Genomic DNA, 20230 nt, shown 5'->3' on the forward strand with positions numbered 1-20230 from the left:
AACACGATACGAATCCATAGCCATTGCGGTTATGAATCACCAAATCAATATGAGAATAATTATTATTCAAAACATTAGAATTTAAAATTTATCTATTTTATGAGTCCTTTTTCTTGACGTAGTACCATAGAGTTTAATAGATGGATGTGGATTTCGCATCCATCTTCTAGATAATTTAAAAAAATATAGATATATGCAGGATTGATATCATTTAGATAATGATATTTAGTCTTGATGTAGACGTTGTTTAAAGAAGTGTGAAGAAGTAGACATTATATGAATAACTAACTATAATAGAACTAGAAGTGAGGTACATAAAATGTCAATTGTTAAACTAACTCCTGCATTTAAAGACTACCTGTGGGGTGGTACTAAACTAAAAGAAAACTATGGTAAAAAAACAGATATGGATCCAGTTGCGGAGAGCTGGGAATTGTCTGTGCATCCAGATGGTCCAAGTATTGTAGCTAGTGGGGAATATGAAGGTTTGTCTTTTCCTGAATATTTAGAGAAAAAAGGAAAAGGCGTTTTAGGAACGAAGGGAAACACATTTGAGTTTTTTCCAATCTTAATTAAATTTATTGATGCTAAGCAACCATTATCAATTCAGGTTCATCCTGATAATGAATATGCGCTTCGTGTTGAGCATGAATATGGAAAAACAGAAATGTGGTACATCTTAGATTGTGAACCAGATTCATTTTTATACTTTGGGGTAAGCCAAGAAATTACTAAAGAAGAATTTGAACGTCGAATTCATGATAATACTTTATTAGACGTGTTAAAAGCGGTTCCAGTACATAAGGGAGATGTTTTCTTTATAAAATCTGGTACAATTCATGCGATTGGTGCAGGAATTCAGATTTGTGAGATCCAACAAAATTCAAATACAACATATCGTGTTTATGATTTTGGTCGTGTTGGAAAAGATGGTAAACCTCGTGAATTACATATTCAAAAGGCGATTGATGTTTCAAATCTAAGTCCGATTGAATCTGATTTTAAACCATGTGGTCCTGAAGAAAAGAATGGGGATTGTGATACTGTACCTTTAGCAACTTGCGAATACTTTACTACATATGAGTCTACATTGAACGGTACAACAACGCTTCATGTTGATGATGAAAGTTTTGGTTCTATCTTGTTGATTGAGGGTAATGCGACGATTGAAAATGATGGTACAACTTTAGAAGTAAATAAAGGAGATTCTGTATTTATTGATGCGAATAGTGGTGATGTAAAAATCACAGGGAACTGCCAATGGATATATAGCAGGGTTTAATCCCCTGCTTCTTTTTAGTTATGAAAGAATTTCAAAAAGATTTAATAGACTGGTATATTAAAAATCATCGTCCTTTAGAATTTCGTTTAAAGAAAGATCCTTATGAAATATGGATCAGTGAAATCATGGCCCAACAAACTCGTATTGAGGCTATGCTTCCATATTTTAAAAGGTGGATACAGATGTTACCGGATATTGAGAGTGTCGCAAAGTGTGATGATGAAAAGCTAAATAAGTTATGGCAAGGATTAGGTTATTATTCGCGGTGTAAAAATATAAAGAAATGTGCCATAGAATGTGTTGAAAAACACAATGGGAAATTGCCTTTCACAAAAGAAGAATTATTAAAATTACCAGGAATTGGCCCATACACGGCAGGTGCCATAGCTTCCATTGCGTATGGACAAAGAGTAAGTGCAGTCGATGGGAATGTGATTCGTGTATTTTCTAGGTTGTATGATATTTGTGAGGATGTTACCAAGACAAGTGTGAAGAAGCAGATTGAAATGTTAGTCGATGAAAGCCTTCCTTCAAAAGAAGAGATTTCTTACTATAATCAAGCGTTGATGGAACTTGGAGCACTTATTTGTATTCCAAAAAGTCCAAGGTGTGATATTTGTCCAATCAAAAAATATTGCGAAGCTTCAGATCCTGCTTCTTTGCCTTACAAGCCAAAGAAAAGGGCACGTAAAATCGAGTATAAACATTTGTATGTTTGGATACATCAAAATAAGGTTCATGTTGTAAAAAGAGCGGATACCGGTTTGTTGGCAGGACTCTATGGCTTTGATGAAACGAAACCAGAACATATTATAGAAAGTATTGAATTAAAACCTTATATACATATTTTTTCACATGTAGAGTGGCATATGGATGCGACGTTGTGTATAGTAGATAGGGAAGATTCAAATTATAAAACAATTGAAGAAATAGAAGAGCATATCGCGTTACCAAGTGCGTTTATGCCGTTTATGAAACAAGTAAAGGAGTATTTATGGAAAAAGTAGAAATTGAAAGTTTTACTTTAGATCATACTAAAGTAAAAGCGCCTTATGTGCGTTTGATAAGTGAAGAAAAAGGACCCAACGGAGATATTGTATCAAATTTTGATGTTCGCTTATGTCAACCGAATCGACAAGAGATACCAACCGGGGTTATGCATACTTTGGAACATTTGTTCGCATTATATCTTCGTCCTAGAATTACTGGGTATTTAGATTGTTCACCATTTGGATGTCGTACAGGATTTCACCTTTTAGCATGGGGAAAACATTCAAGCAAAGATGTTGCGATTGCCGTAAAAGAAGCTTTAGAGCTAATCACAACTACAGAATGGGAAGATGTTCCGGGTACAGAAGAAAAAGAGTGTGGTAACTACAAAGATCATTCTTTATTTGGTGCTAAGGAATGGGCAAAAGAAATTTTAGAGAAGGGAATGAGTTGCGACCCATTCGAAAGAAAAAATGTGTAAGAGAATGTAAAATTCTCTTTTTTTATTTGAGTTGCCCTATTTATCGTGTCGTTTCTATGTTAAAATATAGTATAGTCTTTAAAAGGAGAACTTATATTATGGCAGGAATTTTTGGAAAATTATTTTCAGAAGAACAACGTGAATTATCTGCATTAGAAAAGATTGCAGATCAAGTATTGAAATATGAACCAGAAATGCAGGCATTATCGGATGATGAGTTGCGTGCAAAAACGGATGAATATAGAAAAAGAATTGCGGATGGAGAAACGGTAGATGATCTTCTTCCTGAAGCGTTCGCAACAGCTAGAGAAGCTGCTTATCGTGTAATCAACGAAAAACCTTATAAAGTTCAGATTATGGGTTCGATTGCGATGCACAAAGGTGATATCTCAGAAATGAAGACTGGTGAAGGTAAAACTTTAACAGCTACAATGTGTGTATATTTGAATGCACTTGCAGGTCAAGGTGTTCATGTAATCACAGTCAATGAATATTTGGCTGGTCGTGATGCTGCCTGGATGGGTGAAATTTATCGTTTCTTAGGTTTAACTGTTGGTGTAAATACACGTGATTTAAAACCAAGAGAAAAACGTGATGCGTATGCATGTGATATTACATATACAACAAACTCAGAACTTGGATTTGATTATTTGCGTGACAACATGGTCACAGAAGTTGAAGACCGTGTAATGCGTGGACTTCACATGGCTGTAATCGATGAAGTTGACTCTGTATTAATTGATGAGAGTCGTACACCATTGATTATTTCAGGTGGTAAAAAACAAACCGCAAATTTATACATTCAGTCGGATCGTTTTGTGAAGACTTTAATAGCTCCAGAATATGAAACAGATAAGTTTACTCATGAAAAAACTTTGATTTCTGGAGATTATGATATTGATGAAAAGACACGTCAGATCATGTTGAGTGAAGATGGTGTTCATAAGGCAGAAAAATTCTTTAAGATCAAAAACCTTTACGATATTGAACACACTCAACTTGTTCACCACATTAACCAGGCTTTAAAGGCAAACTACATCATGATGCGTGAAGTTGAATATGTAGTTAGTGATGAAAAAGAAATTGTTATCGTTGATCAATTTACAGGTCGTATGATGCCAGGACGTGCATATTCAGATGGTTTACACCAAGCTATTGAAGCTAAAGAAGGGGTTCCAATCAAAGAAGAAACTTCGACTTTGGCGACAATTACATACCAGAACTTCTTCCGTCTATATGAAAAATTGGCTGGTATGACGGGTACCGCAAAAACTGAAGAAGAAGAATTCTTATCAACTTACAATATGAAAGTTGTTGTTATTCCTACAAACCGTCCAATAGCTCGTAAGGATCTTCCTGATGAAATCTATGCACATAAAAAAGATAAATATGCTGCATTGGTACGTGAAGTAAAACGTTTGTATGAAACAGGACAACCAGTTCTAGTTGGTACGATTGCGGTAGAAACAAGTGAGGTTATTTCACAATTATTAAATAAGGAACACATTCCTCATGAAGTATTAAATGCGAAAAACCATGCTCGTGAAGCAGAAATCATCGCAAAGGCGGGTCGCCCAAAATCAGTTACAATTGCGACAAACATGGCTGGTCGTGGTACCGACATTAAATTAACAGAAGAATCACGTAAATTAGGTGGTTTAGCTGTATTGGGTAGTGAAAGACATGAATCTCGTCGTATTGATAACCAGTTACGTGGACGTTCTGGTCGTCAAGGAGATCCTGGATTCTCACGTTTCTATGTATCTTTAGAAGATTCATTGATGGTTCGTTTTGGTGGCGACAAGCTACAAAAGCTATTTGAAAAAATGGGTGATGAACAAATTGAATCAAAGGCAGTTACAAAATCAATCACAATGGCTCAAAAACGTGTTGAAGGATATAACTTCGATATGCGTAAACAATTGTTAGATTATGATGATGTATTACGTCGTCAACGTGAAATTATTTATGCACAGCGCAATCGTATTTTAGAGGCAGACGAAGTGCATGATATGGTTCGTGTTGTATTTGAAAAAACGATTGAACAAACTTTACAAGCTAATTTATCGGATCAAAAGAAACAAACAATCGATGTTGCTGGTGTTGTTAAATCTATTGAAATGATGGGTATGGCTGAAGATAAGGCGATTCGTGCAAATGAACTTGAAGGAAAGTCTTATGATGAAGTTAAAGAATATTGTGTAAATAAGATTTGGAATGAATATGAAGCTGAAATCAAAGATGTTAAGCGTCAATTCTTGCCTTTTGAAAAGACAGTTGTGTTACGTAATATTGACCGTAACTGGATTAACCATATTGATATGATGGATAAATTGCGTAGTGGAATCTATTTGCGTTCTTATGCACAAAATAACCCTCTACAACAATATGTACAAGAAGGATTCGATATGTTTGAAGAAATGAATCAAAGAATTGATCGTGAAATCACATTCTTCTTATTAAAGGTTCGTATTCGTAAGGAGCATGCAGCTTAATGGAACTATATGAATTGAAACAAGGAGTGAGTACTCACCTAGAGAAATTACATTCTTTAGGTGAGTCACTTTGACTTATCTAGTAAAAATAAACAGATTGAAGAATATGATAAACAAACTTTAGAACCAGATTTCTGGCAAGATCAAAAAAAAGCTCAACAAGTGATTCGTGCAAAAAACGCATTAAAAGATATTGTGGATTGTTATGAAGAATTAGATTTACAATTGACTTCACTAAATGATACGGCTGATGAATTAAAGTCTGAATTTGATGAAGAACTGATGATGATTGCCGAAGAAGAATATGCGGATATGGATAAGAAATTCGAGAATTTTGAAATCCAAGTCTTATTAAGTCATGAATATGATCAAAACAATGCCATTTTAGAAATTCACCCTGGAGCTGGTGGAACCGAGTCTTGTGACTGGGCAAGCATGTTGTATCGTATGTATACAAGATATGCTGAAAAACATGGCTTTAAAGTAACTGTTCTAGATTATTTACCAGGGGATGAAGCTGGTATTAAAAGTGTAACTTTCCTTGTCGAAGGAGATAAGGCTTATGGCTATCTGAAATCAGAAAAAGGAGTACATCGTTTAGTTCGTATTTCGCCATTTGATTCAGGAGCTAGAAGACATACTTCATTTGCGAGTTTAGATGTTATGCCTCAATTCAATGATGAAATTGAAATTGACATCAAGCCAGAAGATTTACTGGTAGAAACAAAACGTGCTTCAGGTGCTGGAGGGCAGCATATCAATAAAACGGATAGTGCCGTACGTATGGTGCATAAGCCAACAGGTATTGTGGCTACATGTCAAAATGGACGTAGTCAGCATGAAAATAGAGAAGAATGTTTGCGTGTCTTAAAATCTCGTTTATATCAATTAGAAATTGAAGAACAAGAAAAGAAGATTGCTCAAATTAAAGGTGTACAGTCCGCTAATGAATGGGGCAGCCAAATTCGAAGCTATGTCATGCATCCATATAGCTTAGTCAAAGATGTTCGTACAGGATATGAAACAAGTCAAGTTCAATCTGTATTAGACGGAGATCTTGATGAATTCATCTTTGCGTATTTAAAATCACAAATTCAATAAAATCCAATCGAAAGGTTGGATTTTTTCTATATCCCTCATAAAAGTGTAATTGTTTTAAATTATTCCCTCATAAAAGTGTAAAATACTCTTATCAAGAGGTTAAGAATATGAATGTATATTATCATTTACCGGGCTTATTTGAATTCTATGAATTCTATAAAAAGTTTTTGCCCCTGTTTAAAAATAAAACAGAATACTTCTATGACTGGTGTAAGATTGGCTCTATTTATGGTTCGCCATCTGATTGTATATGGTCTGGTGGACGCATCAGTTATGCAGATTGTGATCCAAAAAAAGTATTCGCTTTGATGAAAGAATATAATATATCTTCACGTCTTACATTTAGTAATTCTTTGATTGAAGAAAAACATTTGTCCGATATAAAATGCAATGAATTGTGTCGATTGTTGAATTTAGATTTAAACAATGGGATTATTATTCATTCAGATGTATTGATGAAATATTTGAAATCTAAATATCCAAATCTATATTTTGTATCTTCAACCACAAAAGTATTAACGGATTTTAATGATTTTAAGCAGGAAGTAGAAAATCCAGACTTTGCATATGTAGTCCCTGATTTTCGATTGAATAAACAATTAGAAAAGTTGAATTCGCTATCTGAATCATATAAGCCAAAGGTAGAATTTCTGTGTAACGAATGTTGCTGGTATGGATGTAAAGATCGTAAGGAATGTTATAAATCGGTTTCTAGACAAAATCTAGGCATTGATTGTATGGATCATGTATGTAAGGCCCCTTTTTCTAAGGAAGGGTATTGTTTTTCTAGAGTGATGGAAAATCCTGCATTTATTAGTTTAGAGGATATTTTAAATATCTATGTCCCTATGGGCTATTCAAATTTTAAAATCGAAGGAAGAGATTTAGGAAGTGCCCTATTATTAGAATTTATTCTTTACTATATGGTAAAACCACAATACCAAATTCATGTTCGTGAAGCAATGTATTTAGATGCAATGCTAGACTTATTTTAGGAGAAAATGATGATTGAAAAAAGACACACAGTACGGAAATATTTAGATAAACCATTAGATGTTGATTTAATAAGCTTATTAAATGCACGTATTGAACAAAACAATGAATTGTATGATTTGACATTGAAACTCGTGATAAACAACTCAGATGGTATTTCTAGTTTGGCTAAAATTATGTCGAATAATACAGTACAAAACTATATCATTCTTGCAGGCAAAGAATGTTCAAGTTTAGATGAAAAGATAGGCTATTGTGGTGCTGACTTAATTTTGTATGCCCAAAGCCTTGGGCTAAATACATGGTGGTGTGGAGGCATGTTTAATGGTAAGAATGCTCTTAAACATTTAGATGATAAAGATGTTAGAGTCAATGGTGTCATTGCGATTGGATATGGAAAAACACAGGGTGTACCGCACAAATCAAAGACAGCTGATCAAATTAGCCATTACCAAGGAGTGGTTCCAGATTGGTTTAACGCGGGTATCAAAGCTTTATTATTAGCACCAAGTGCTTTAAATAGACAACCATATATAGTGAGTGGTGTGGGTAATAAAGTGAGCTTTAAAGTAAAAAGTGGAACTTTGTCACAAGTCGATTTGGGGATAGGAAAATATTTCTTTGAGCTTGGTGCAGGAAAAGAAAATTTTGAATGGAGTTCATATGATACGAATTGAAGATGAAATCTTTTTAAAAAAGAAATTTGATTTTGAAAAATTGAAAGAATTTGGGTTTTGTTTTGAGAATAACACATATATTTATTCAGAAGATTTTATGGATGGAGATTTTAAAGCTGTCATTGAAATATCGGATGTTTTAAAAGGTAAAGTCATTGATAATTTCAGTAATGAAGAATATATGCCACTACGCATAGAATCCTTTGATGGGGATTTTGTTTGTAGAGTTCGTGATGCTTATAAAGCCATATTAAAAAGAATTGCGGATATATGTTGTACAGACGTATTCTTTGCGGATGATCAAGCGAATCGCTTAGCGAATCGGATTTTTCAAACTTTTGGAGTAAAACCAGATTTTCCATGGAAGGATGACAATGGTGTTTTTCGTCATTTAGACAATAATAAGTGGTTTTCCCTTATTATGTATGTGACGTGGGATGCTCTATTAAAAAATGGAGATAATAGAAAGTTGAATATTATCAATTTAAAGATAGATACTTCTAAAAGAGATGAACTTTATGAAATAGACGGTATTTATCCGGCCTTTCATATGAATCATAAAACATGGATTTCAGTTGTACTAGACGATACAATAAGGGATGAAAAAGTAATGGAACTTGTAACGTGTAGTTTTGATTTAACAAAATAAGGAGAGAATGATATGTACGGAATTATCGCAACATGGAGAATGGCTTTAGAAGGAATTTCAAAAGCAGATTCTATGTTAAAAAATAACAAAAGTGCAGCGGATTCGATTGAAGAAGCAATCAAAGCTGTAGAGGATTTTGAATACTATAAAAGTGTAGGATATGGAGGACTTCCAAATGAAGAAATGGAAGTGGAATTAGATGCTGCTTTTATGGATGGGGATACACTAGAATTTGGATGTGTTGGAGGCATTAAAGATTTTGCCAACCCTGTTAGTATTGCACGTAGTCTAATGCACTATGATGCCAATAACTTCCTAATTGGTCAAGGCGCTGAAAAATATGCTTCAAGACATGGCTTTGAAAGAAAAATAATGCTTACAGATCGTGCCAAGATTCATTATCACAATCGTACAAAAGAAATCACAAATACGGAATTAAAACCATATTCAGGACATGACACAGTAGGTATGGTTTGTCTAGATACTGCAGGACATATGACAAGTGCTACAAGTACTTCTGGATTGTTCATGAAACATCCAGGACGTCTAGGCGATTCGCCTGTATGTGGTTCTGGATTCTATGTAGATTCTTTTGTCGGAGGAGCGAGTGCTACAGGTTTAGGGGAAGATGTTATGAAGGGCTGTGTTTCTTATGAAATCGTTCGCCTAATGAAAGAAGGCATGCATCCTCAACAAGCGTGTGAAAAGGCTGTACACGATTTTGATTTAGAATTAAAACGAAGAAGAGGGAAAGCTGGAGACATGTCTTTGATTGCGATGAATAATAAGGGTGAATGGGGTTGCGCTACAAATATTGAAGGTTTTAGTTTTGTAGTGGCAACTGAAAAACAAGCCCCAACAGTATATTTAGTAAATCATGATGAGGATGGAAAATGCACATTTGAAGTCGCAAGTAAAGAATGGATGGACAACTATATGGCTACGCGCACAGCTCCATTAATAAGGAAATAAAATGGAAGAGGCATTATTAAAGAAAATCGATGAAATCAGCGAAGAGATGATTTCAGGAATCAAAAGAGTTGTTCAAATCGATAGTGTACAAAGTGAAGCTAAGCCAGGTATGCCTTTTGGAGAAGGCGTAAATAAAGCATTAGAAGAAGCATTGAAATTAGCTTGTGAATTAGGTTTTGATACAGAAAACGTCGATCATATGGTGGGTATTGCCAAATATGGTCAAGGAGAAGACTATATTGGCATTATGGGACATTTAGATGTTGTACCTGTAGGAGAAGGATGGAATCATCCTCCGTTCTCAGCTTATGAAGATGAAAATGGTAGAATCTTTGCCCGCGGTATTTTAGATAATAAAGGACCGACTTTGTCTTGTTTATACGCATTATATGCCATAAAGGAATTGAAAATTCAGTTAAAGCGTCCTGTTTATATTTTGTTTGGAACGAATGAAGAAACGGGATTTGAAGATTTAACACATTTTCTTAAAGTCAGAAAACCACCTATTATGGGTTGGACACCCGATTGTAAATATCCGGTTGTATATGCGGAAAGAGGAAGAAGTACCTACCGTGTGAGTGCGGCTATTGAAAATAAAACTGTATTTAATCAATTTATTAATGAATATATTTTATCGGATAATGGATTTGGAAATAAATTGGGACTAAATATTGAAGATCCTGAATTTGGTAAAATACAGATGAGCAATAAAAAGCTGGTGGATTTAGAAGGAAAACTTAGCTTTGACTTCTCTTTTAGCTATCCTGCAAGTATTAGTAATGATACAATAGAGGTGACAATCAAATCTAAATTAAGCAAAGGACTACAAGTAGAATGTATACATAATTATGATCCTGTTTATTTTGATAAAAATGGATTCTTATGTCAAACATTAAAGGCGACTTATGAAAAGGTAACAGGCATGGATGGTACGCCAGTTACAACTACGGGTGGAACTTATGCGAAGATCATGCCAAATATAGTTCCTTTTGGACCTAGTTTTCCTGGACAAAAGGGCATTGGGCACAATCCGAATGAATGGATGGATCGTAGTGATTTGATTTTGAATGCGAAAATATACGCATTAAGTATAGTGAGGTTGGCTAATGCAGAGAATGATTGAAGTATGTGCAGGTAGTTATCAAGATTGTATAGCTGCATATCAGGGTAAAGCAAAAAGGGTTGAATTAAATAGTGCGTTAAGTGTTGGTGGCTTAACACCAAGTGTCGCAAGTCTAGTTCGTGTAAAAAAAGAAACAGACTTAACAGTTATTTGCATGGTACGTGTGCGTGCTGCTGGTTTCTGTTATGAAAAAGAAGATGTAGAAATTATGTTTGAAGATGCCAAGATTCTTTTGGATCATGGTGCTGATGGAATTGCGTTTGGTTTTTTAAATGAGGATGGCACAATTTGTGAAGAGGACACAAAAAGAATGATCGACTTGATTCATTCATACAATAAGGAAGCTGTATTCCACAGAGCTTTTGATGTTACGCCAGATGCATTTGAAGCCATTGAAACATTGATTGATTTAGGGGCGGATCGCGTACTTACAAGTGGACAAAAATCAAAAGCTATGGAAGGTATTGATTTAATTAAAGTATTGAATAATCAATATGGTGATAAGATTCAGATTCTTCCTGGCAGTGGAATGAATGCAGAAAACGCAAAAATGATGATGAATTATACAGGCGTATATCAGGTGCATTCATCTTGTAAGAATTATAAAGCAGATACAACCACAACAAAAAATGGTGTTTCATATAGTTACTTAGAAAGTCCACATGAAAATGACTATGATGTAGTGGACGTAGAGTTGGTTACAAAATTAGTAAATAGTATCAAGTAAGGCGGGTTCCCGTCTTTTCTTGTACTAAGTTATAACTAAGTAAGTCATAACTTAGTAAATGGAAATCTTGTATGTTTGTTGGTAGAGAAAACGAATTAACAAAATTAGAAAAAATGTATTCAACGAATGAATTTCAGTATGCGGTAATCTATGGGCGTCGAAGAGTTGGAAGGGACTCAAAAAGCAAATTTAATTGGTTTGTCGCGAGTGGTTTCTAAGAATGATTCAATCGTACATGATTCATTTGAAAGCTACTGGATAATAGACACATAGATCATGGATGAAAAAAAGTATACAATAAAAAATCCATCGATAAAGACTGAATGGATCGGGATACCGAATGATTCAGAAAGATGGAGTGGTTATTGAAATGTTATCGGACGACTGAAAAAGTCTTTTCTTGAATATAAAAATAAAGTTTATTGGCATTTTATAAATCTGGCTTTACAGAAGATGCGATAGAATACGCAAAAATAATGATATTCGGTTAGTTTCGCTTGAAATGATGTAGATGTGCTACAATAGACGTATTAATGGAGGTTGTTTACTCATGAAGCGTAATGAACAAAAAATAGAAAACACTTGGAAAACAGAAGATATATTTAAAGATGAAGCAGCATTTCTAGCTTGCTTAGATACTTGTAAAGAATTAGGAAATGAGCTTTGTGCATACGATGGAAAATTGGATGATGCATCCAACTTATTATCATTTTTAAAGGGATATGAAAAATTAACATGTCTATTAGATGATTGTTTAGGATATTCTTCTTTGTTGTCAGATCAAGATACGGCAGATGCCCATCATCAAGAATTAAAAGGAAAAGCCAATGCATTAGCGGTTGAAGTTTTTACTAAGCTATCTTTTAGTGACGTGCAAATCATGCAGATTGAAAATTTAGAGTCCTTTTATGCATCTGAACCCATCTTAGAAAGATATCGTGTATATCTAGAAGAAGTATGTCGTTTAAAAGAACACGTATTATCTCAAGCAGAAGAAAAATTAATGGCATCCAGTTCATTGATGCAAGACACGCCTTATTCGATTTTTGGAATGTTGAACAATGCGGATTTAAAATTTGAAGATGCTATTGATTCAAAAGGAAATAAGCACGCTTTAACTACAGGTACATTTATCCATATGTTAGAGCAGGAAGATGAAGTGCTAAGAGAGAGTGCATATCGTAATTTTTATGCAGGCTATGGTTCTATGATTCATACTTTAGCTGCTTGTTTAAATGGACAGACAAATCAGTTGAAATTTAATAGTACAGCACGTAAATATGCATCGAGTTTAGAATGTGCAGTCGATGCGAATAATGTTTCACCAAGAGTATATGAACAATTGATTGAAACGGTACATAAAAACATCCATGTTTTACATAAATATATGCGAGTACGTAAAGAAGTTATGAAGAAAGAGAAACTTCATATGTATGATCTATATGTGCCTATGGTCAATGAATGTAATGTTCCTGTATCTTTTGAGCAGGCTAAAGAAGATGTCTTACACTCCATTCAATTGTATGGAACTGAATATGCCAAGGTGTATGAAAGAGGATTGAATTCGCGTTGGATCGATGTATATGAAAATGAAGGAAAGCGTTCAGGCGCATATTCTAGTGGACAAAGAGTACATCCTTTTGTGTTGATGAACTTTGCGGATTCTTTAGATACAGAATTTACTTTAGCTCATGAAATGGGGCATGCGATGCATTCCTATATGTCTACAAAATATCAGGCTCCATTAGATCGTCATTATAAAATATTTGTGGCTGAAGTTGCCAGTACTTGTAATGAAGCTTTATTGATGGATTATTTGCGCAAACAAAATTCAGATCCTAAATTCCAGGCTTATTTGATTAATCACTTTATGGAACAATTTAGAACTACATTATTTAGACAGTGTATGTTTGCAGAATTTGAGAAGATTATCAATGAAAAGACAGCGAACAACGAAGTTTTGACAAGTGATACATTGAATCAAATCTATGCGGATTTAAACAAATTCTATTATGGAGAAGATGTGATTGTGGATGATGAAATTAGTATGGAATGGGCTCGTATTCCACATTTCTATATGAATTTCTACGTATACCAATATGCGACAGGATTTAGTGCAGCTATGGCTCTATCACAAAAATTGCTCCATGGAACACAAGCTGATATTGAAGCATACTTATCTTTCTTAAAGGGAGGATGTACAAAGTCTCCAGTCGAATTATTGCGTATGGCTGGAGTTGATATGGCAAGTCCAAAACCAATTGAAGATGCGATTGAATTGTTTGATTCTTTAATTGATGAATTTGAGAGTATTATGAAGTAGAAAGTAATTTGGCTTTCTATTTTTTTTAGTGCTATTTTTAGTCAGATAAAGATTAGTAAAAAATAAATGACAAAAAATGGAGGACTTATGTTTGTAGGTAGAGAAAATGAGCTTAAGATTTTAAATCGCGTATTTTTATCGAAACGACAAGAATCTGTATTGATATATGGACGAAGAAGAATCGGAAAAACAGAATTGATCAAAAAGGCCATCGAAGATTTTGATGGAGAATATATTTACTGTTAAAGTCAGAACGCTCGTGACTTTAGTCATGAGATGAATGACGTATGTAACTGGTTTTCAGCTTTTTTTCGAAATCTGGTTTTGATTTAACGGATGATTCAACTATTATTCTTTATACGTTGGATGATTTATATCATTCATTTTCAGAAAATATCTGAAAACTATGGTATGATATTCACGAGGTGAACTAATGAATAAGTTGGAACAAGCACGTACACAAATAGATGCGATCGATCGTGAAATGGCTAAGCTGTATGAAGCACGATTGGATGCAGTTAAGGATGTGATTGCGTATAAAATAGAAAATGATTTACCAATTCTAGATTCAGGTAGAGAGCAGGTTGTAATTGAAAAGAATCTGCAGTTTATTCAGAATCCAGATTATAAAGAATATTATGAGTCTTTTATAAAGTTCATTATGAAAGAATCGAAGGTCTATCAAAGAACGTTGCAGTCGCATGATAAAGTTGGATATTGTGGAGTTGAAGGTGCCTTTGGGCATATGGTGAGCGAGAAGTTGTTTCCTTCCAATCCAAAAGTGGGCGTTTCTAGTTTTGAGGAAGTCTTTCAAATGGTTGTCCATTCAGACGTACAATATGGTGTGATTCCTTTTGAAAATACGAATTCTGGATTGGTTGGAGAAGTCTTAGATTTATTAATGGAATATCCAGTGTATATTCAGTCAATTTATGATCAAAAGATTGAACAATGTTTACTTGGAATTCCGGGCAGTACATTAAAAGATGTGGAGTGGGTCTATTCAAAGGATCAAGCACTTTCACAGTCTAAAGAATTTTTAAAGGAATTAAATGTACAAACGGTGGCCTATCCAAATACGGCGATGGCAGCTCAATATATTTCAGCACAACAGGATGTGCATAAAGCAGCTATTGGTGCTAAGGAAAATGCAGAGTTGTATGGCTTAAAGGTGTTGGCTACAAACATTCAAGAAAATGCGACTAACACAACGCGATTTTTAGTAATTGGATTAAAGCCACAAATGCAGGGCAATCGCTTTAGTATGGTTCTATCGGTTAAACATGAGAGTGGCGCTTTGGCAAAGATCATTGATTGTATTGCCGAGAATGGATTGAATATGGAAAGTATTCAGTCTAGACCGATGAAAAATAAACCTTTTGAGTATTTCTTCTTTGTCGAAATTGAAGGGGATATGTCAAAGGCAAATGATTGTATTCGAGAGGTACAGTCTGTGTGTGAAAGTGTAAAAGTATTGGGAGCATATACTTTAAAGGAGGAAAAATAAGTATGAATTTTGTGAAGGAAAGTGTCAATCAAACACCAATTGTAGATACTGTATTCTCAATTGTTGCCAAGGCAAAAGAGGCTAAGGCTAAGGTGGGAAGTGAAAATGTTGTAGATGCGACAATTGGTTCTTTATATGATGAAGAGGGAACTTTGGTTGCCTTAGACAGTGTATTTAGTTCATTAAAAAACTTGGATAATAAAGTATTGGCAGCCTATGCAGCTAGTTTTACAGGAAATCCAGACTTTAGACAAAAAGTATATGACTGGGTATTGAATGGAAATTCACACTTAGAACATGAAGTTATCGCAACACCTGGAGGAACCGGTGCCGTTGGTATGACTTTACAAGAGTGTCTAGATGAGGGACAAACAGTTGTCTTGCCAGAAATCGCATGGGGTTCTTATGCACTAATGGCGCAGATGCACAATCTGAATGTGGAAAAATATAGTTTATTTGAAGAAGATCACTTTAATTTAAACTCCTTTAAATCAGCATGTAAAAATGTGATGGAAAAACAAAATCGTTTAGTCATTGTGATCAATGATCCTTGTCACAATCCAACTGGTTATTCTTTGAGTGAAGACGAATGGAAAGAAGTAATCTCTTTCTTGAATGAATGTTCAAAAACACATGCCGTAGTATTGTTGAATGATATTGCGTACATTGATTTTTCTTCTAGACAAGAAAAGGCGAAAGAATACTTTGCGCAGTTTGATCAAATTGAGAAAAATTTTGTCGTAATCGTCGCATTTAGTTTATCAAAATCAATGACAAGTTATGGTCTTCGTTGTGGAGCTGCCATTGTGTTAGGACAAGAAAAAGAAGCAGTTCGACAAGTAAAGATTGTGTTTGAAAAGGATGCGCGTGCGACTTGGTCAAATATCAACAATGGAGCTATGGCTACATTTGTAGATGTATTAGACAATCATAAAGATGCGTATGATCAAGAAAGATTGCACTATGTAAATTTATTAAAAGAACGTGGAGATATATTTGTCAAAGAAGCGAATGAAGTGGGATTAAAACATTATCCTTACAAAGAAGGATTCTTCGTAACTTTATCTATGGATAATGAAACACGTGACAAATTCCATGAGGCATTAATGGAAAACAACATTTTTACCGTCAAAGTAAATTTGGGTATTCGTGTTGCGATTTGTTCTTTATCGGTTGAAAAGACAAAGGGACTCGCAAAAAAGATGAAGGATATTTTGGATACAGTAGCTTAATACTGTATCTTTTTTTTCATCCACACATGTGGTACTCCTTCATCATCATCAATTTGACCAAACTGAATATAGCCTTGTTTTTCATAGAATGGGCAGATACGAACTTGTGCGTGTACTACGATTAAGTCTCCATTTAATTTTTTGATTTCATTTTCGGCACTTTCAAGTAGTGAATTACCAATATGCAGGTTTCGATATTTCTTTAATACGGCTACCCTTCCAATAGTGTAATGATTGTTTTCTTTGAAGAATCGGCATGTTCCGATTGGCTTTCCTTCGTCAAAGACAACGATATGATGACTAATAGTGTCGATTTCATCAAATTCGTTTTTAAAGCCTTGTTCTTTCATGAATACTTCAATACGTATGTCTTTGGCATCTTGTGGTAAGGTTGTAAAAATTTTTGTGTTCATATTATTCCTCTTTCTTTCTGATACATTAACAACTCAAAAATAGAAAGTCAAATTTGTGATATAATAAAAAGAAAGTTAGGTGGTCTGCGTATGCATATTTTTGAAGAGTCTCTAAATCGTTTTATTAAAAATTCATGGATATATTATGAGGCAAATGATCCTTATTATGCAGGTAAGATTGAGCGTATTTCAATTGAAAAAGTGCATGATCGGATTTTATATTATGAAGTAAAGGCTATTATTCAAACGCGTTGGAATGAGGAAATTATTAACTTTAGAGTGAATGAATATGGTACGATATTAACTACAAATTGTACTTGCTCACAAGAGACACATAAAGGGTGTGTGCATTTAGTAAGTGTAGTGCGTGCCATTAATGCGATCAATCCCCAGACTTTTCCGTTTTGCGTGGAGTATCAACAATATATTGAAGAAAAAAAACGTCAGGAAGAATTGGAAAGAAAGCGTCGTAGAATTCATAGTTTGAATCAGGCGGCATTTGATTTCCTAAAAGAAAAACAAGAAGATAAAGTTAACAATTTCTTTAAGGAAAATGAGAATCGAATTCGTTTGACGTTGCATTCTTCAAATTCGTATTATTATGATCAGACGGCATTTAAATTAAAGATTCAAGTGAATCGTGCATATACAGTAAAGAATATTCAAGCTTTAATGCGAGGCTTTTTTGAAAAGAAATTGGAATCTTTTGGGAAAAACACACAGATTTATTTAAATCCAGAAGATTTGGATGAGCCAAGTCAAATGATTTATTCATTTTTGATGAAATATACTTTTTCAAAAGATTGGCAAAAAGACGGGGAAATCTATTCGGAATGTCTGGATGATTTCTTTGATTTAAATGTATCTTTGCCTAGTGACTATACCGAATTTAAAACGGATGAAAAAGATATAAAATTAGTTATAAAATTGGTTGAATATGATGATTGTTTCGAACTCAATGTGGATTTGGATGATAATTTTACAATTGGTAATAAACATTTCTATGTAGTGGATTATAAAAATATTACGCGATATACATTGGATGCGGATGGCTTTTTAGCTTCACTTGCATATAATGTTTCGCAAGAAGATGGTTGGTTGATTAAAAAAAGTGAATTTAGAGCTTTTTACTTACAATGCTTGCAGCCATATATGGATTATATTCAATTAGAAACGAATGTAGATGTAGAAAAATATGCGACTGTAATTGAGAATATTCGTGTGTATTCAGATCTTGAAAATGCGAATATGATTGTATGGGGAAACTATCTAGAAAATAATCAAAAAAAAAGTTTCTTCACAAATACAGATTCCAACCAAATCGCTAGTATAGAAGCAATTATTTCGCATTATGCGATCAAGATTGAAGATAATAAGGCTGTATTTAAAGGTCGAAGTGATGCGTTATATAATTTTTTGGATTATGGAATTCCTTTGATTCAAAAACAAGCGGATGTGTATGTGTCTGAGGAATTGAAACGTTTAAAGAATCGTCGCAGTATGAATTTAAGTGTAAAGGCCTATGTTCAAAATGATTTATTGAAGATGGAACTAGATAGTGATGTGAACGCAGATGAATTATCGCATATTTTAAATGCGTATCGAAGGAAGAAAAAGTTTTATCAGTTAAAGAATGGTGAAATGATTGATTTGGAAGATACAGGTTTAGAACAGTTGAATGAATTGGCTTCTACAATGAATTTAACGACTAAGGATTTCAAGAAGGGAACAATTGAAAAACCAGCATATCAGGCTTTCCATTTAATGGATGTGGATTCAGAATTGGATGTTCGTAATGATGATTCGGTTACAGAATATACAGATCGATTAATGAAAGTGAAAGAACAAACGATTCAATTGAAGGATGAGTATAAATCTTTATTGCGCACGTATCAGCAGCAGGGCATTCAATGGTTGTATGATTTGAAAAACATGAATTTAAATGGAATTCTTGCCGATGATATGGGGCTTGGAAAAACTATTCAGGTATTGGTGTTTTATGAACAGTTTGTTTCAAAGGATAAACCGAGTTTGATTGTATGTCCAAGTAGTCTTATGTATAACTGGATGTCAGAAATTGAAAAGTTTAAGATTGGTGTGGACGCTGTTTGTGTTACGGGAACGCAAGAAGTTCGTAAAGAGATTATTCAGGAAAATCACGAACTCTATATTACGACATATGATTATTTGCGTAGGGACGTTGAATTGTATATGCCTATGGAATTTGAATATATTGTTCTAGATGAGGCACAGTTTATTAAGAATCCTAAGACAAAGAATGCGCAAAGTGTAAAGGCTTTAAAAAGTAAACATCGTTTGGCATTAACAGGAACGCCAATTGAGAATAGTTTAAGTGAATTGTGGAGTATCTTTGATTTCTTGTTGCCAGGCTATCTATATAGTTTGAATTATTTCACAAAGAATTTTGAGAAACCCATTCAGATGGGGGATGATGACAGACAGTCCAAACTTCAAAAGTTGGTGTCGCCATTTATTTTGCGTAGAACGAAAAAACAAGTGTTGAAGGATTTACCGGATAAGGTTGAGAAAGATATATGGTTAAACTTTAGTCCACAGGAAAAACAGTTGTATCTTGCAAATCTTGCCCAAGTCAATGAGCAGCTTCAGCAACAATTTGAATTGGAACAAGTGGATTCTATTTTGATCATCGCGATGATGACGCGTCTTCGTCAGATTTGTTGCGAACCAAGAATGTTATATGAAAACTATAAGGGTGAGAGTACAAAGTTTACAATGTGTCTTGAATTGATTGAGACATTAAAAGAGAATGGTAAGAAAGTCTTGTTGTTTTCAAGTTTCACAAGTATTTTTGATTCCTTTATCGAAGAGTTTAATCAGCGAGGTATCAAATACCATATGATTACGGGTGCAGTTGATAAAAAGAAGCGTAAGGAAGAAGTAGATGCTTTTCAGAGTGATGATTCGGACGTATTCTTAATTTCATTAAAGGCTGGTGGAACTGGGCTAAATCTGACTAAGGCACAAGCTGTGATTCATTATGATCCTTGGTGGAATGTGAGTGCGCAAAATCAAGCAACAGATCGTGCGTATCGTATTGGTCAGACAAAGAATGTGTTAGTGTATCAGTTGTTGATGAAGAACACAATAGAAGCGAAAATCTATGAGATGCAGAAGCGCAAAAAAGAGATGAGTGATATATTTGTCGAAAATTCAAATGGTGGCATTTCGACTTTATCCAAGGAAGAATTGAGGGATTTATTCTCTATGGAATAGGAACTATATA

General features: G+C 34.3%; 17 protein-coding genes. 16 read left to right on the plus strand and 1 reads right to left on the minus strand.

Annotated elements, in window-relative coordinates; translation table 11 throughout:
• Positions 1-319: 319 nt before the first annotated feature.
• The 15 genes from FYJ55_RS04290 (at position 320) to FYJ55_RS04360 (ending at position 16552) form a co-directional block, all read left to right on the plus strand.
• Positions 320-1282 (plus strand): type I phosphomannose isomerase catalytic subunit, encoded by a 963-nt coding sequence (locus FYJ55_RS04290; RefSeq protein WP_154555787.1) that lies wholly within the window; start codon positions 320-322, stop codon positions 1280-1282.
• Positions 1283-1302: 20 nt separating this feature from the next.
• Positions 1303-2289 (plus strand): A/G-specific adenine glycosylase, encoded by a 987-nt coding sequence (locus tag FYJ55_RS04295; protein ID WP_154555788.1) that lies wholly within the window; start codon positions 1303-1305, stop codon positions 2287-2289.
• On the plus strand, positions 2277-2753 hold the full coding sequence (locus FYJ55_RS04300) for an S-ribosylhomocysteine lyase (protein ID WP_154555789.1): 477 nt from the start codon (positions 2277-2279) through the stop codon (positions 2751-2753). Before FYJ55_RS04295 ends, FYJ55_RS04300 begins: the two co-directional genes overlap by 13 nt.
• A gap of 98 nt (positions 2754-2851) precedes the next feature.
• A complete protein-coding gene (gene secA / locus FYJ55_RS04305; RefSeq protein WP_154555790.1) occupies positions 2852-5248 on the plus strand; it encodes a preprotein translocase subunit SecA in 2397 nt (798 codons plus the stop codon).
• Positions 5248-6349 (plus strand): peptide chain release factor 2 gene (gene prfB, locus FYJ55_RS04310; RefSeq protein ID WP_195836659.1). Its coding sequence is split into 2 segments (ribosomal slippage): positions 5248-5319 and positions 5321-6349, totalling 1101 coding nucleotides; the frame shifts between segments, so codons are not numbered across the junction. The genes secA and prfB overlap by 1 nt, the downstream gene beginning before the upstream one ends.
• A 107-nt stretch (positions 6350-6456) precedes the next feature.
• Entirely contained in the window at positions 6457-7344 is an 888-nt protein-coding gene (locus tag FYJ55_RS04315) for a hypothetical protein (RefSeq protein ID WP_154555792.1), read from the plus strand.
• Positions 7345-7353: 9 nt separating this feature from the next.
• Positions 7354-8019: a nitroreductase family protein gene (locus FYJ55_RS04320; RefSeq protein ID WP_154555793.1), complete on the plus strand. Its 666-nt coding sequence runs from the start codon at positions 7354-7356 to the stop codon at positions 8017-8019.
• Positions 8006-8668, plus strand: a complete 663-nt coding sequence (locus tag FYJ55_RS04325; RefSeq protein ID WP_154555794.1) for an MmcQ/YjbR family DNA-binding protein — start codon at positions 8006-8008, stop codon at positions 8666-8668. Before FYJ55_RS04320 ends, FYJ55_RS04325 begins: the two co-directional genes overlap by 14 nt.
• A gap of 12 nt (positions 8669-8680) precedes the next feature.
• Positions 8681-9640 (plus strand): N(4)-(beta-N-acetylglucosaminyl)-L-asparaginase, encoded by a 960-nt coding sequence (locus FYJ55_RS04330; protein ID WP_154555795.1) that lies wholly within the window; start codon positions 8681-8683, stop codon positions 9638-9640.
• 1 nt (position 9641) lies between these two features.
• Complete coding sequence (locus FYJ55_RS04335) at positions 9642-10763, plus strand: Sapep family Mn(2+)-dependent dipeptidase (RefSeq protein WP_154555796.1); 1122 nt, start codon at positions 9642-9644, stop codon at positions 10761-10763.
• A complete protein-coding gene (locus FYJ55_RS04340) occupies positions 10747-11490 on the plus strand; it encodes a copper homeostasis protein CutC (RefSeq protein WP_229771075.1) in 744 nt (247 codons plus the stop codon). Before FYJ55_RS04335 ends, FYJ55_RS04340 begins: the two co-directional genes overlap by 17 nt.
• Before the next feature lie 550 nt (positions 11491-12040).
• Complete coding sequence (gene pepF / locus FYJ55_RS04345) at positions 12041-13813, plus strand: oligoendopeptidase F (RefSeq protein ID WP_195836660.1); 1773 nt, start codon at positions 12041-12043, stop codon at positions 13811-13813.
• An 87-nt stretch (positions 13814-13900) separates the two neighbouring features.
• Complete coding sequence (locus FYJ55_RS04350; protein WP_154555798.1) at positions 13901-14059, plus strand: ATP-binding protein; 159 nt, start codon at positions 13901-13903, stop codon at positions 14057-14059.
• Positions 14060-14246: 187 nt separating this feature from the next.
• Positions 14247-15320 carry a chorismate mutase gene (locus FYJ55_RS04355; RefSeq protein WP_154555799.1) on the plus strand — a complete coding sequence of 358 codons (1074 nt, stop codon included), beginning with the start codon at positions 14247-14249 and terminating at the stop codon, positions 15318-15320.
• Positions 15321-15322: 2 nt separating this feature from the next.
• Positions 15323-16552: a pyridoxal phosphate-dependent aminotransferase gene (locus FYJ55_RS04360; RefSeq protein ID WP_154555800.1), complete on the plus strand. Its 1230-nt coding sequence runs from the start codon at positions 15323-15325 to the stop codon at positions 16550-16552.
• Here FYJ55_RS04360 and FYJ55_RS04365 read toward each other — a convergent pair.
• Positions 16549-16965 (minus strand): GNAT family N-acetyltransferase, encoded by a 417-nt coding sequence (locus FYJ55_RS04365; RefSeq protein WP_154555801.1) that lies wholly within the window; start codon positions 16963-16965, stop codon positions 16549-16551. The genes FYJ55_RS04360 and FYJ55_RS04365 overlap by 4 nt on opposite strands.
• A 90-nt stretch (positions 16966-17055) precedes the next feature.
• Between FYJ55_RS04365 and FYJ55_RS04370 the strand changes: the two genes are divergently transcribed.
• Positions 17056-20220, plus strand: a complete 3165-nt coding sequence (locus FYJ55_RS04370) for a DEAD/DEAH box helicase (RefSeq protein WP_154555802.1) — start codon at positions 17056-17058, stop codon at positions 20218-20220.
• Positions 20221-20230 lie beyond the last annotated feature (10 nt).

It is taken from the genome of Holdemanella porci (assembly GCF_009696075.1).
In the GTDB taxonomy this organism is placed as follows: Bacteria; Bacillota_I; Bacilli_A; order Erysipelotrichales; family Erysipelotrichaceae; genus Holdemanella; species Holdemanella porci.

Bases quoted from the DNA above. Each gene is read 5' to 3' on its own strand.
- FYJ55_RS04290 (WP_154555787.1), top strand. From the start codon at position 320: ATGTCAATTGTTAAACTAACTCCTGCATTTAAAGACTACCTGTGGGGT.
- FYJ55_RS04295 (WP_154555788.1), top strand. From the start codon at position 1,303: ATGAAAGAATTTCAAAAAGATTTAATAGACTGGTATATTAAAAATCAT.
- FYJ55_RS04300 (WP_154555789.1), top strand. From the start codon at position 2,277: ATGGAAAAAGTAGAAATTGAAAGTTTTACTTTAGATCATACTAAAGTA.
- secA (WP_154555790.1), top strand. From the start codon at position 2,852: ATGGCAGGAATTTTTGGAAAATTATTTTCAGAAGAACAACGTGAATTA.
- FYJ55_RS04315 (WP_154555792.1), top strand. From the start codon at position 6,457: ATGAATGTATATTATCATTTACCGGGCTTATTTGAATTCTATGAATTC.
- FYJ55_RS04320 (WP_154555793.1), top strand. From the start codon at position 7,354: ATGATTGAAAAAAGACACACAGTACGGAAATATTTAGATAAACCATTA.
- FYJ55_RS04325 (WP_154555794.1), top strand. From the start codon at position 8,006: ATGATACGAATTGAAGATGAAATCTTTTTAAAAAAGAAATTTGATTTT.
- FYJ55_RS04330 (WP_154555795.1), top strand. From the start codon at position 8,681: ATGTACGGAATTATCGCAACATGGAGAATGGCTTTAGAAGGAATTTCA.
- FYJ55_RS04335 (WP_154555796.1), top strand. From the start codon at position 9,642: ATGGAAGAGGCATTATTAAAGAAAATCGATGAAATCAGCGAAGAGATG.
- FYJ55_RS04340 (WP_229771075.1), top strand. From the start codon at position 10,747: ATGCAGAGAATGATTGAAGTATGTGCAGGTAGTTATCAAGATTGTATA.
- pepF (WP_195836660.1), top strand. From the start codon at position 12,041: ATGAAGCGTAATGAACAAAAAATAGAAAACACTTGGAAAACAGAAGAT.
- FYJ55_RS04350 (WP_154555798.1), top strand. From the start codon at position 13,901: ATGTTTGTAGGTAGAGAAAATGAGCTTAAGATTTTAAATCGCGTATTT.
- FYJ55_RS04355 (WP_154555799.1), top strand. From the start codon at position 14,247: ATGAATAAGTTGGAACAAGCACGTACACAAATAGATGCGATCGATCGT.
- FYJ55_RS04360 (WP_154555800.1), top strand. From the start codon at position 15,323: ATGAATTTTGTGAAGGAAAGTGTCAATCAAACACCAATTGTAGATACT.
- FYJ55_RS04365 (WP_154555801.1), bottom strand. From the start codon at position 16,965: ATGAACACAAAAATTTTTACAACCTTACCACAAGATGCCAAAGACATA.
- FYJ55_RS04370 (WP_154555802.1), top strand. From the start codon at position 17,056: ATGCATATTTTTGAAGAGTCTCTAAATCGTTTTATTAAAAATTCATGG.